Annotated in this window: 13 protein-coding genes; 4 read left to right on the top strand and 9 right to left on the bottom strand. The window is 69.9% G+C overall.

All coding sequences use genetic code 11. The features are described from left to right. Positions 1 to 96 precede the first annotated feature (96 nt). The 4 genes from VFZ09_RS08050 to VFZ09_RS08065 all read right to left on the bottom strand — a co-directional run bounded on the left by VFZ09_RS08050 (position 97) and on the right by VFZ09_RS08065 (position 3,404). Complete coding sequence (locus VFZ09_RS08050; RefSeq protein ID WP_329726908.1) at positions 97 to 477, bottom strand: hypothetical protein; 381 nt, start codon at positions 475 to 477, stop codon at positions 97 to 99. Between the two features lie 345 nt (positions 478 to 822). Then, positions 823 to 1,908, bottom strand: a complete 1,086-nt coding sequence (locus tag VFZ09_RS08055) for an ABC transporter permease subunit (protein ID WP_329726909.1) — start codon at positions 1,906 to 1,908, stop codon at positions 823 to 825. A 27-nt stretch (positions 1,909 to 1,935) separates the two neighbouring features. Beyond that, positions 1,936 to 2,310 (bottom strand): STAS domain-containing protein, encoded by a 375-nt coding sequence (locus VFZ09_RS08060; RefSeq protein WP_329726910.1) that lies wholly within the window; start codon positions 2,308 to 2,310, stop codon positions 1,936 to 1,938. Between the two features lie 161 nt (positions 2,311 to 2,471). Then, a complete protein-coding gene (locus tag VFZ09_RS08065; RefSeq protein ID WP_329726911.1) occupies positions 2,472 to 3,404 on the bottom strand; it encodes a lysylphosphatidylglycerol synthase domain-containing protein in 933 nt (310 codons plus the stop codon). 257 nt (positions 3,405 to 3,661) lie between these two features. On the opposite strand from VFZ09_RS08065, the gene VFZ09_RS08070 reads away from it, so the two are divergent. Next, on the top strand, positions 3,662 to 4,162 hold the full coding sequence (locus VFZ09_RS08070) for a hypothetical protein (protein WP_329726912.1): 501 nt from the start codon (positions 3,662 to 3,664) through the stop codon (positions 4,160 to 4,162). A gap of 6 nt (positions 4,163 to 4,168) precedes the next feature. On the opposite strand, the gene VFZ09_RS08075 is transcribed toward VFZ09_RS08070, so the two are convergent. Continuing rightward, positions 4,169 to 4,309 (bottom strand): hypothetical protein, encoded by a 141-nt coding sequence (locus VFZ09_RS08075; RefSeq protein ID WP_329726913.1) that lies wholly within the window; start codon positions 4,307 to 4,309, stop codon positions 4,169 to 4,171. Between the two features lie 85 nt (positions 4,310 to 4,394). Here VFZ09_RS08075 and VFZ09_RS08080 point away from each other — a divergent pair, with 85 nt between their 5' ends. Both VFZ09_RS08080 and VFZ09_RS08085 read left to right on the top strand, forming a co-directional pair. Further along, positions 4,395 to 4,610 carry a hypothetical protein gene (locus VFZ09_RS08080; RefSeq protein ID WP_329726914.1) on the top strand — a complete coding sequence of 72 codons (216 nt, stop codon included), beginning with the start codon at positions 4,395 to 4,397 and terminating at the stop codon, positions 4,608 to 4,610. Between the two features lie 318 nt (positions 4,611 to 4,928). Then, positions 4,929 to 5,948, top strand: coding sequence for a zinc-dependent alcohol dehydrogenase family protein (locus VFZ09_RS08085; protein WP_329726915.1), 1,020 nt, complete (start codon positions 4,929 to 4,931; stop codon positions 5,946 to 5,948). Here VFZ09_RS08085 and VFZ09_RS08090 read toward each other — a convergent pair. Beyond that, complete coding sequence (locus VFZ09_RS08090) at positions 5,913 to 7,850, bottom strand: lamin tail domain-containing protein (RefSeq protein ID WP_329726916.1); 1,938 nt, start codon at positions 7,848 to 7,850, stop codon at positions 5,913 to 5,915. The two genes, VFZ09_RS08085 and VFZ09_RS08090, sit on opposite strands and share 36 nt — an antisense overlap. Positions 7,851 to 8,082: 232 nt before the next feature. Further along, on the bottom strand, positions 8,083 to 8,376 hold the full coding sequence (locus VFZ09_RS08095; RefSeq protein ID WP_329726917.1) for a hypothetical protein: 294 nt from the start codon (positions 8,374 to 8,376) through the stop codon (positions 8,083 to 8,085). A gap of 144 nt (positions 8,377 to 8,520) precedes the next feature. Between VFZ09_RS08095 and VFZ09_RS08100 the strand changes: the two genes are divergently transcribed. Next, entirely contained in the window at positions 8,521 to 9,720 is a 1,200-nt protein-coding gene (locus VFZ09_RS08100) for a lipase family alpha/beta hydrolase (RefSeq protein ID WP_329726918.1), read from the top strand. 169 nt (positions 9,721 to 9,889) lie between these two features. On the opposite strand, the gene VFZ09_RS08105 is transcribed toward VFZ09_RS08100, so the two are convergent. Next, complete coding sequence (locus VFZ09_RS08105) at positions 9,890 to 10,675, bottom strand: hypothetical protein (protein ID WP_329726919.1); 786 nt, start codon at positions 10,673 to 10,675, stop codon at positions 9,890 to 9,892. Then, a partial coding sequence (locus tag VFZ09_RS08110) for a hypothetical protein (RefSeq protein ID WP_329726920.1) occupies positions 10,672 to 12,661 on the bottom strand: 1,990 nt, incomplete at its 5' end. The genes VFZ09_RS08105 and VFZ09_RS08110, both read right to left, overlap by 4 nt.

Below are 12,661 nucleotides of genomic sequence, written 5' to 3' on the forward strand. Positions count from 1 at the left end.
ACCGGGACCGGAGCGCGATCGCCCCCCGGTGTGCCCCGGCCCCAGGCGGGGGAGCGGGCGCCATGCCCTCCCCCTCCCCCTGGGGGCGGGACTCCCTCAGTCGAGCGGCACCCGGAGCAGCACGGAGCCGTCGAACAGGTCCACGTAGACGAGCTCCCGCACGGGCACGCCGGTGCTGTCGGCCCACGTCACGGACACCTCGTAGGCGGGCACCTCGTCGGCGACGATCGCGGGGCGGACCCCGTGCGGACGGACGTAGGAGATGCCGAGCACCTCATCCGTGGTGATGACGCCGGAGATGGCGGCGGCCGCCGCGGCGCGCGCCTCGACCGGGCTCAGCCGCTGCCTGGCGAGCGGCGCCCCGATGGCGGCCGGGTTCATCTCGTGGGAGGACAGCTCCTCCTGGGGACCGCAGGCGACGACGGCGAGCGACAGACCAGCAGCGGCCAGAGCGCGGAACAGCGATTGCGAGCTCATGCGTGTTGCTCCCATTCAGGGAAGGGGGTGGAGCCTCCAGGCGGGCTCATCGTGTGAGACCTGGAGGGGGGAGGCCGTGGTGAGCACCTCCGGAGTCAGTGCCTTCGAGAAGGCGGCGGGAGGCTGCACCGAATTCCAAGAGAATTCTAGTTTTACTCGTAGTTCGATTCTAGGGTAATTTTTCGGCTTGGATGGTGACGGGTGGGGCGCCCTCAGTCATGCGCCTGGGCGAGCAGCCGGCGCGTGGCCTCGTGGAGCGGCGCGTCCAACACCTGTGCGGGCGGGCCCTGCTCGACGAGGTGGCCGTGGTCCAGCACGAGCACGGTCTCGGGTCCTCGACCCGTATCATCTCGGCACCTCCTTCAGGTGCCGGCCGAGCCGCGCCTCCACCGTGCGCGCCAGCCGCGCGAAGGGCAGGCCGAGCAGCAGGTACAGCGCGGCCACCAGCAGGCCCAGGCCCAGGTGGTCCCTCATGGCGTTGGCGAGGTTGAGATAGGTGCGGGTGAGCTCGGTGAGCGTCACCAGGGACACGAGGGAGCTGTCCTTGAGCAGCGCGATGAAGTCATTCGTCATGGGGGGCAGGGAGATGCGCACGGCCTGGGGCATGACGACGTGCCGCAGCGTCTGCCAGCGCGACAGGCCGAGCACCCGCGCCGCCTCGTGCTGGCCCGCGGGCACGCTGGCGAGCCCCGCCCGGTAGTTCTCCGCCTCGGCCGCCGCGTAGTTGAGCCCCAGCGTCAGCACGCCCGCGGTGAAGGGCTCCAGGCGCAGGCCCAGCTGCGGCAGCCCGAAGTACACCAGGGTGAGCTGCACCAGCAGCGGCGTGCCGCGCACCACCTCGATATAGGCGGTGGCCAGCCAGCGCAGCGGCAGGGGGCCGTAGACGCGGGTGAGCGCGAGCACCACGCCCGCGGCCACCGCCAGGGCCATGGACAGCAGCGACACGCCCAGCGTCATCACCGCCCCGCGGGCGAACAGCGACAGCGTGGCCGGGTAGCGCTCCCTCACGCGCTCGAGGACGGGTGGCACCCGGCCCACCGCCGCGCGCCAGGCCTCGTACTGCTCCGGCACGCCCCGGGGGCTCGGGTCCGCGTCACCCAGCAACTGCGCCGTCTCGGCGTTCCACAGGCCCCACCGCTCGTAGATGCGCCGCAGCGTGCCGTCGCGCGCCAGCGGGCCGAGCACCGGCCGCGCGCGCACGCCCAGCTTCGCGGCGAGCGCCTCCGCCAGGTCCACCTCGAAACCGACGAGGCGGTTGGGGTCCATGGGGTCCTGGAAGACGTAGGGGGCACCGCCCTGGGCATCCGCGCCCCACAGCAGCTCGCCGCGGGCCCGCACCGCCGCGAGTCCCTGGGGCTCGGCGGGGGGCGCCTCCTGCGCGAAGGTGGGGAGACAGACGAGGACGAGGCCGAGGAGCAGGGCTCTGGTCACGAGGGGGGGCAGTCTACCCCCTCGTGCTCAGTCGTCGAAGTCGTGGTCGTCCCAGGGCGAGCGGACCACGGGGAGGCGGCGGCTCATCCTCAGCGGCGCGAGGGTGCGCGGGTCGATGCGCAGGTACTGGAGGATGCGCGCCGGGTGGCCGGGCAGTCCCCGCGTCTGGAGGCGGAGCTCCGGCAACTGGCTCAGCTCCCGGGTGAAGAGGTCCAGGGCGCAGTCCTGGAAGGAATTCACCTTGCTGAAGTCCACGAGCACCGCCTCCGTGCCGGTATACCGCCGGAGCGTCTCCAGGGCGCTCCGGGCCGCCCGGACATCGAAGGCTCCCTGGAGCTCGAGGCGGGGAGCCAGCGGTTGTGTCGTCACGTCCGCCGGGCCAGGCACTGTTTCCACCATCATGGGAAGGCCTCCTTTCATGCTCATGACTTACTGGAAGATGCGTGCCAACCGCTGCACCCGGGCGCGGCGAGTGTTGGGCGCAATTCATGCGCGGACGCACCCCGGGCCGTGCAGTCCCTGCGCCCTCCAGCCGGGGGACGCCGCTGTCTTCCCTTGGAGCCCTAACGAGCATGGGGGGCCCAGGAAGGGGGATGCACCTTCCACACCAGGGGGGTGAGCGAGCCGAGCAGGACGAACACGCCCTGCGTGCCGTGGGCGAGCAGCGCGACGGACATGGCCCGGGCCGGGGTGGTGCCGAAGGCCCCGGCCGAGAGCGCGAAGGCACCCTCGCGCACGCCGAACTCTCCGGGCACCAGGGCGCCCACCACCAGGGACACCAGGTGGAGCCCCTCGGCGAGGAGCGCCTCCACCGTGGTGGTGTCGATGCCCACGGCCAGGGCCAGGGTGCCGTACTGCACGGCCTGCAGCGTCCGGCCGAGGAGCGAGGCCACGAGGGGCCCGAGGGGCGGCAGCGCGCGGCCGTGCATCCCCGCGTGCATGCCCAGGCCCACGAGCAGCAGCCCCAGCGCGTGCACGCCGAGCACGAGCGTCAGCCACGAGGCCCCCGTGCGCAGGTACGCCGCGAAGGTACAGGCGAGGCAGAGGAGGCCTCCGGCCACCAGCGAGGCCGCCTGCGAGGTGGCCGCCGCCGCCAGGGCCGTGGCCCCGCCCGTGTATGGGCTGAGCAGCGCCGCCTTCGCCGCCTCGCCCGAGGCGCGTCCCGCGGGCGCCACACTGGCCACCGCCGTGCCGATGAGCTGCGCGCGGAGCAGGCAGCGCCAGGGCACCTCCCGCGCCCGGCCGCCGTACGCCGCCCGCGTGGCCACCGCGTCCAGGGACAGGCGCGCCACCTCCAGCAGCAGCACCAGGGGCAGCCACGGCGCCGCATGCGCCATCAATCGTCCCAGCTCCTCGGCGCCCGCGCGCTGCACGAGCACCGCGAGCAGGGCCACGCCCAACACGGCGCACACCGGGTGCAGCACCGCCAACACCCGCGCTGCCTGGGGCATGGCCAGCGCACCGAGGCTCCATTCCTGTCGCTCGCCCCCCAGCATGCGCCCCTCCCTCCGCCCCACGCGCAGCGGATGTCCGTAAAGGTGCGCAGTGCCCGGCTTCTTGGCGAGAGCCTCGGCGGACGCGCTCCGTTGGCCGGTGTTGGCGTTGGCGGGTGGACAGGGCATCTGGACGGGAGTCGGAGGCGGAGGAGGGGCCCCACGTGGGGAGGGAACGTGATAGGGGGCAGCGCCCTGCCCGCGGGACGTGCCCCGGGATGGAAGTGCGGGCCGCACCTGGCCCGAGGAGATGGACGGCGATGCTGCATACGGCGATGAACGAGTGGGCCCTGAAGGCGATCCAGCTGGAGACGGCGCTGATGGCGCTGGACGAGGTGGGGCTGCCGGGGAACATGAAGGGGCTGCAGGAGAAGGCCGAGGAGGCCATGCGGGCGCTGGTGCGCGGCTGGCTGGCGCAGAAGCCCAAGGCGGACGAGCGCAAGTGGAAGGTGACGCCGGCGCAGGAGGGGGGCACGCCCAAGGACGAGGAGCTCGCCGACGTGGTGTCGCACCTGAAGGAGGATGGCGTGGAGTGGAGCGTCTACCTGGCCACCAGCGACAAGGGCGAGACGGTGGAGACGCTCGTGGCGGAAGACAGGGCGTGGATGGCGGCGGGCGGCGAGTACTACGCGGGCCAGTGGGACGAGGACACGCAGCAGCTCGAGGTGGGCCGTGACGACGAGGAGGGCGAGCTGGGCACCGGCCTCGTCTTCACGCTCCAGGGCGAGCTCGTGTACGAGCCGCAGATCGAAGAAGCCTGAGCGCGGCTACGGGCCGAGGTATTGCACCCTGCGGGCCCGGGTCTTCTCGTCGGGCAGGCGCCCGGAGCCCGCGCGCAGGTTGTCCTCGAGGTGGCGGGGGTTGCGGGTGGCGGGGCCCGTGGCCCATCGAATGGTGCGCGTCAGCATGGGGGATGAAGGGAGCAGGTGACAGGTGTGCGGGGTGCCGGTGTTTCAGTCGCCGATGGCTGTGATTTCCAGGAAGGGTCAGGCGATGAAGCTCCAGGTCTCGGTGTGCGCGGGAGTCATGGCGGGCTGGCAGCCGTACCGCCACTTCGCGATCTTCGGAGGACTGACGGCGAACACGCTCGTGTCCTTCGTGGATGAAGAGGTGCGGGGCGTGGACCGCTTCAAGCTGGGCGCGGTCTACGACTCGGAGCGGGTGCGAGTCCAGACGTGGCCGGGCCTGATCGCGGGCCTGCAGATCTGAGCCAATCTCCCCTCTCCCTCCGGGAGAGGGACGGGGTGAGGGTATCCGTCCCCGTGCTCCCCACCGTGAGGAAGGAAGCGAGCCCCGGGTTGGATCTCCGCCCCTCGGCCGTGCCTCTGTGGAGGGGGTTCCCACCGGAGAAACCGTCCCCAGGTTCCAGATGCGTGCCCGGCACGGGACGATCAGTTGATGTCCGGTGCGGGACGGGGTGGGTACCGGATGGTGGGTGTGGGGCAGGCGAGCCCGTGCCGGACGCGCTCCTCTTCGAGAGCCCAGAACGAGAACCCAGAGAACGAGAGCCCCGGGTGGGAAGGTCCCATGCGAGCGATGGTGCTGCATGCGCCGGGAGAGCCGTTGCGGCTGGAGGATCGGCCCATCCCGGAGCCGGGTCCCGAGCAGCTGCTGCTGAAGGTGCACGCGTGCGCGGTGTGCCGGACGGACCTGCACGTGACGGACGGGGAGCTGACGAGGCCGAAGCTGCCGCTGGTGTTGGGGCATGAGATCATCGGCACGGTGGTGAAGGCGGGCGAGCGTGCGGGCATCTTCGCGCCGGGGACGCGGGTGGGGGTGCCGTGGCTGGGGTGGAGTGACGGCACGTGCCGCTACTGCCTCACGGGCCGGGAGAACCTCTGCGACAACGCGCGCTTCACGGGCTATCAGATCGACGGCGGTTACGCGGAGTACACCGTGGCGGACCACCGTTTCTGTTTCCCGATTCCACCGGGTTACCCACCGTTGCAGGCGGCGCCGCTGATGTGCGCGGGACTCATCGGCTACCGCTGCCTGCGGATGGCGGGGGACGCCGGGCGGCTGGGCCTGTACGGCTTCGGCGCGGCGGCGCACGTGCTCATCCAGGTGGCGAGGTACCAGGGGAGGCGGGTGTTCGGCTTCACGAGGCCGGGAGACGTGGCCGCGCAGGACTTCGCGCTGCGGCTGGGGGCCGAGTGGGCGGGGGACTCGGACGTGCTGCCGCCCGAGCCACTGGACGCGGCCATCCTCTTCGCGCCGGTGGGGAGCCTGGTGCCGGTGGCGCTGGCGGCGGTGGTGAAGGGAGGCACGGTGGTGTGCGGGGGCATCCACATGAGCGACATCCCCGCGTTTCCCTACTCCCTGCTGTGGGGCGAGCGCACCGTGCGCTCGGTGGCGAACCTCACGCGGCAGGACGGGTTGGACTTCCTCGCGCTGGCCCCGCGGGTGCCGGTGCACACGGAGGTACAGCCCTTCCCGCTGGAGGCCGCCAACGAGGCGCTGGCGGCACTGCGGGAAGGGCGCGTGCGAGGCGCGGCGGTGCTGGAGCTGGGGTCAGAAGGCGCTGCCGTTGACGCGCAGGCCCGGTGACGCGCTCCGGGTGGAGAGGCTCGTGTGGAGCACGAAGCCGCCGGTGGGGCTCGCATCGGGGTTGCGGTTCATGGACACGCCGTCCTGGCTGGCCAGGCTGCTCGTGTAGCTGAACGAGTCGATGCTCGTCTTCGCGGCGTTCCTCACCGTCACGGTGTCGCTGCTGTTGTTGAGGCTGAGCGCGCCGCTGGAGGCGGCCACGGCGTTGGGAGTCCCCGAGGGAATCGCGGTGGCCCCGCCGAACACCACGATGGCCTTGCCCGCGCCGAGCACCGTGCCCGCGGCGAAGGTGTGCCGCACGGAGGTGGCATCCGAGATGGTCCACCCGCTGATGTCGATGGACGCGCTGCCCACGTTCACCAGCTCCACGAACTCCCCGTCGGTGTCGCTGCCGGGCTCGTTGGCGAGCATCTCGTTGAGGATGACCCTGGCGGGCGTGGCGACGGCGGTGATGGTGAAGGTGCCATCGCTCATGTCCGAGGCGGAGCCGAAGGCATCCGTGACGCGCACCCGGGCCGCCGTGCTGGACGAGTTGGGCACCGTCCACGAGTAGCTGCCGGTGGACGCGGCCACGCTGCTGGCGATGACCTGCCAGGAGCCGCCGTTGTCGAGCGTGTACTCGAGCTTCACGTTGGAGATGTCCTGGGACGTCCAGGTGATGGCCCTGGCGCCGCCGCCGGCCAGGCTCTCGCCGCCGTTGGGGCCGGTGACGGTGATGCCGGGCGCGGGCGTGCGCGTGGAGGCGCTGGCCGGCGAGGACTCGTTGCCCGCCGCGTCCACGGCCGTCACCTGGTACCCGTAGGTGACGCCGGCCGTCAGGCCCAGGTCCGCGAAGCCGGTGGTGGTGGACGTCCCGGCCAGCGCGTAGGCGCCGCCGTTGGTGCTCCGGTACACCCGGTAGCCCGTCACGCCCACGTCGTCGGTGGAGCGATTCCACGACAGGGAGATCTCCGTGGAGGACGTGGCGCTGGCCACCAGCGCGCCCGGCACGGAGGGAGGCCGGGTGTCCGGACCCACGCCCTTGGAGGCATAGGAGACGCTGCGCGTGCCCTGCGTCACCGTGAAGGTGTCACCCGTGGAGGAGCTCAGCTGGATGTGGCCCAGCACCCTGTTGGTGGCCGGGTCCTCCGTCTGCCAGATGGCCGAGCCGTGCGCCGTCAGCCGATCCAAGCACTCGGCGGTGGGGTGGCCGTAGGTGTTGTCGCGGCCCACGGAGATGAAGGACACGGTGGGGTTGGTCACGTCCAGGAGCGGGTTGCCGGACGAGTTGCGCGAGCCGTGGTGGTGCACCTTGTACAGCTCGAGCTCGCCCACGTCGGAGAGGAGGGTGGACTCGACGTCCGGGGTGCTGGTGAGGTCTCCGCCCACCAGCCCGTCGAAGGCGCCGTAGGAGATCTTCACCGTGACGGATTTGGTGTTCTCGTCCGTGCTGGAGACGCCGTTGCCGTTGGCGGCGACCACGGTGAGCGTCACCTCGCCGCACAGCGAGAAGCTCTGCCCGCGGTACACGGTGTTGCGCCGGCCGCTGAAGTGGCTGGCGTAGGCGTCATAGGCGCTCGAGTTGTAGGTGCCGCCGTGGTCGTACACCGCGTCGATGGAGACGGCGTCGGTGCCCACGTCCACCTCGTCGATGCCGCCCATGTGGTCCGCGTGCATGTGCGAGACGAAGGCCATGTCGATGTTCGTCACCCCCAGCGACTTGAGGTAGGCCTTGATGGTGGGGCCCGAGCCGGTGGGGCCACCGTCGAAGAGCGCCACGCACCCGCCGGGCGCGATGAGCACCGCCGAGTCGCCCTGGCCGATGTCCAGGGTGGTGAAGCGCAGGCCCTGGGACCAGGCGAGCGTGGGCAACAGCGTGAGCAACAGCAGGGGACGCAACAGGGACCACGGGCGGGTGAGCATGGGCTCGCCTCCAGGGGTGAAGGGCTTCCCCCGTGGCTAACTCATTCCCTGAGAATTCAGCAAGACGGTAGGATTCGATATTTCCAGAATTCCCACCGTACCGGGCGAGGGAGCGGGCGCTGCCGGGAGGGCCGTTCCCTCGCTGGGGGCGTGAAGGTGGGATGCGCAGGCTTGTCCCCGGGAGACCTTCATGCTCACACCCGAGCAGGTGATGGTGCCCTGACGGGGGCGGTTACTGCTGGGGCTCCTCGTCCTTGCGGGCGGGGGCCTCGGTGCGGGGAGAGAGCCGCGCCACCTGCTGCTGGCTCTCGGACCAGGAGTCCTCCGCGTCGTGGGCATGCACCTCGGCGGCGGCCTCATCGTCCTGCTTGCTCGCCCAGGTGGTGTGGCCTCCGGCGTAACCCTCGAGCGGGCGCGGGCCCCGCTTCGACTCCACCTCCAGGTCCTTCGCCTCCAGCTCGCGCAACCGCTCCCGCTCCTGCTCACGCTCGCGCTGGTGCATCTTCTCCAGGGGATCGTTCGCCATTGGACTCTCCTTTGCCCGAAGGTGCGAACGGTGCCGGGCGGCGTCAGCGGGCCAGGGCGGGAGGAGGGAGCCTCGTGTGTCCGGCCGCCGGGCGGGGAGACAGGAGCCTTGCGAGGGGGGGGCTTCCCCCGGAAGCTGCGCGCCATGAAGACAGTCCACCGCTCGTGTGTCGTGTTGCTGCTGTGGGGCGTGCTCCTCGCTGGATGCGGTGCCGCGCGGGTCATCGTGCCTCCGCCCACGGGGGAGGAGGTGACGATTCTCGTCCCCGGCTACCGGGGCAGCTTCCTCGTCACCGAGGGCCCCGAGCCCGAGCGGGCCTGGCTCACGGTGGGACAGGCGCTGTCGCGAGGGGAGCGCACGCTGGCGTTGCCGTTTCCGGGCCAGCGCCCGGTGCCGAGCCATGGGCCGCTGCGGCCGGATGGGCCGATGACGCAGCTGTCGGCGTTCTTCGTGTCGGTGGATGCGTACCGCTCGTTCATGGAGTTCGGCAGGGACCATCTGCCGGGGTTCGTGCCGTTCTCGTACGACTGGAGGAAGGACATCCGGGAGAGCGCGGGGGCGCTGTGCGAGCGCATCGAGCAACTGGTGGCGGAAGGGGGAGGGAAGCGGAAGGTGAACATCGTGGCGCACAGCATGGGCGGGCTGGTGACGATGCACTGCCTGCTGCACGGGGGAGCGCGGACGGGTGAGCGCCCGTGGGTGGGGGCCGAGCACGTGAAGCGGGTGGTCATCCTCGGCACGCCGTTCACGGGAGGCCCGGGGCTCTTCGATGACCTGCAGGTGGGCACGGAGACGCTGCGCAACCGGGCCCTGCTGGCGCCCGAGGCGCTGTTCACCTTCGCGTCCGCGTTCCAATTGCTGTCCACGCGCAGCGACTTCTTCGTGGACGCGGAGGGGAGGCCCGTCGAGTTGGATGCCTTTGATGCAGCGGTCTGGTGGAAGGAGGGCTGGGGGCCCTTCGCGGACGCGGCGCTGCGGGAGGACGAGGCATACCGGGCGCAGCTGGTGCGGATGCTGGAGGCGCACCGGGAACTGCACGAGGCACTCGGGCCGAAGCCGGGGCTGCCGGCGGCTCCATTCGAGACGCTGGTGGTGGTGGGGACGGGGAGGCCGACGGTGAGCGGGATGCGGTGGGTGGATGGGAAGCTGGACGTGGAGCACCCGGCGCGAGCGGATGGAGATGGCTCGGTGCTGTCCGCGCGAGCGGTGCCGGTGCTGCCCATGACGTATCAGCGCGTGGACAGCGCCGCCGAGCACGTGGCGCTCACGTCCGATCGCGAGGTGCTCCACGCCGTGGAGCGCTTCCTGCGGGGCGAGACGGTGGGAACGGTCCACCAGCCGTGAGGTGGTGGCTCAGGAGCGGTGGCGCTCTGCGGAGCGGTAGAGCTGGGTGAGAGAAGAGTCGAGGAGGGACTGGCGCGAGCGCATGGAGCGCCAGGCGCGGACGAAGGGCAGCCAGACGCGGTGGCCCACGCGGACCTGGGTTTCCTCGAGCTTCTGGCGCGCAATCCACTCACTCGTCCTGGAACCACTCGGCTGGGATGCCCAGCGCCGCGAGAATCCGCTCGGGTGAACTCTCTCCCTTGATAGTGCTAGCAACAGGGAATGATGGGAATGCCTGGGGCGGACGCGAGAATTCTTCAATGCCCTCGCCCCCCTTGATTACAGTTGTAGAGAACTCATCCAGCGCGGGAGATGCGGTCACCCCATATACAGTTGCATGCGGGAAGCGTTCCGACAATGTGATGTGTGCGAAATTCATGCCCCCTGCTCCTCCCGAGAGCACGAGGCCTTGCGGTGTGTCCTTGAAGTGATAGTGCCCCGCGGGAAGTGGTTCGCCATGGTCTTCTTCCAACGCGCGTCGTGCCTCCTCTGTTGTGACTCCCTCTATCAGTGCGACCGTTCGCAGCGGAGTTCTCGCAGGGTCCTCGGAAGTCGTAGCGCCTCCAGGAAGAGGGCATCCGAGAGACTTCGCAAGGGCTTCTGGGCTCACCTCTTCGACCTCTTCCACTCCCTTCCGAAATGAGAAGATTGTCCAAGCATCGGAAGCCTGATCGATCGAGTAAACGGGCTCATCGCATTCGAGCGAAATTTCCTCGGCGAGTTGCGTTTCGACGCCTACGTCCATGAGATTGAATCCCACGATGGCGTGGTAGGGGCCGCTGCCCTGGATGAGCTCGAAGGACGGTTCTGTCCCGTCAGCTTCGTCCTCGTCCAGCATCAACGCGATACGGACACGGCTCGCAAGCCGCGTCGGCTCGCCGGGAGTCAGGACCGCCCAGAGAGGAATGCGGCTCATGGTTTGCCTCCGGACAAGTCCTCTGGCAGCCGGAGTGCCGCGCGCCATTGTTTTGTCTTCTCTAGAATTTGAGCCTCATTTATCTCGATGTGCGGAACTCCTGGTGCCTTCTCCTTTAGGAAATTGTTCAACTTGACCTTCGTCGGCCCGCTCAGTGTGTCTGTGCTGACCAGGAACGGCGTCCCTCGTGGGGCGTTCGCCGCGTCGGTGAGTTGGTCGAGAAGGCGCTGGAGTTGATCGATCAGCACTTGCTGCCCTTTGTTGAGGGTCTTGGCGCGCTGCTTGGCCGTCCATGCGTCGAGCGCCGTACGCCACTTGTTGTCGCTCCATCCTTTGACTTCTACCCCGTGTTGAAGTCTCAAGCCGTCTATCGAAGTCAACTCGCGATCAATGATGTGCCCTCCTTTCAAAGGCACCTGCCGCCCGGTCATCCGGAAGCCCGGGAAGAGTTTCTGCGCATTGCGCTCTGTCAGTAGTTCAGCTGCGATGCCTCGGAGTTGTTCACGCGCCTGCAGTTGCTTCGCCAGGTTCCCCGGTTCCGCCGCTGCCCGCTGAAACAGCCTCCAGGGCGTATTTCTGTCCCTGGCCATGGCGTTGAGATCCTCCAGGGTCAGTCCTGTCGTGCGTAGCCAGCCCAGGTCCACCCTGCCCCTGCAAGCTTTGCTTGCCAGCGTAGCCACGGCCTCGGCTTCAAGTTCCGGGTGGCTGACCAGCCACTCGGCTTCCTTCAGGAAGGCGAGCGGGTCCGCCACGCTCGAGGCCCCGGAGCGCCTCAGCACCTGCGCCAGCGCAGGCTTCGCCGTAGCGCGCGTGGCGGCGCGCAGCGATTCCACGGCGGCGAGGTACGCCTGGGCCTTGTCGGCCGGCAGCGCGGCCGCGCGCCGCGCCACCGCACCGTGGGCGAGCGCCATCTCCTGGCTCTCCGCCGCCAGTAGCTTCAACGCCTCCAGCGTCTTCTCGGCTCCCTCTGCCGCGAGCCCCGCGCCGCGAATGCCGCCGAGGGCCCGTGCGGCGGCCATTTCTCCGCGTATGGCGAAGAAGGCCTGCTTGAAGGCCTCGGCGCCGCCAGGAAGGGAAAACCGCAGTCCGTCCGGTGTCGCAACGGCCTTGCCCTCGGCGAGCATCCGCTCCAACGTTTTGGCCAGGGCCTGTATGGACTCCACGGACTCGCGCAGTCCCGCCGAGGCCCGTGCGCCAGACGGACTGAGCAGCAGCCCGCCCCGGTACGCCAGCTCGCGCCATATGCCCGAGTCGAGGAGCTTGGACATGTCTCGCCCGGCCAGTGCGAGCAGTGCCAGGTCATGCACCGCGAGGAAGGACCGTCCCTCCGCCGTCCGCGACAGCTCCGCGCGCCAGGTGTCCACCACCGCCAGCGTCGTCAGCAGGGCCGTGCGGCCCACGAACTGACGTACCGCCGTCCTCTGCGCCGCGGCGAGGGCGCTGCCTTCCGCGGCGGTCGCCGGCAAGACGGGCGGTAGCGGTGCCTTCGTCAAGGCATACAGGGCGCGGTAGAACGTGCGCATCTCGATGATGCGGATGACCGCCGCCCAGACAAGCGCTTTGTCTGGCAGGGAGGCGTGCAGGGCCAACTCCATGGCCGTCATGAGTTGGGTGCGCGGCTGTGGCCCGTGGACTTCCACGCGCACCCACTCCAGCGGGTGGAAGGCGCGGCTGCGTGTGCCCGGTTCCGTCGAGGAGCCGTAGCGGGCCTGGAAGCTGTGCTTCACCGGCTCGAAGTACAGGGCCATGCGTTGGGAGGCCCCTGCTGCCTCCTGGGGCAGCGCGGGCTCTGCTTCCAGGCTCACTCCCTCCTTGGCGTCCCACGCCTCTGACGCCACCCGCTTGGTGGGCACCAGCCCGGAGGACACGTTCACCAGGTATGCCGTCCCGCCTTCGCTCCCCAGCTCGAAGGTGGGCAGGTCGTCGAGCGAGCCGAGCACGAGTGGAAACGAGGCCAGCGCTTTCTGGGTGAAGGCCTGCCCCAGC

The sequence above is a fragment of the Archangium sp. genome, assembly GCF_036277355.1.
Lineage (GTDB): Bacteria > Myxococcota > Myxococcia > Myxococcales > Myxococcaceae > Archangium.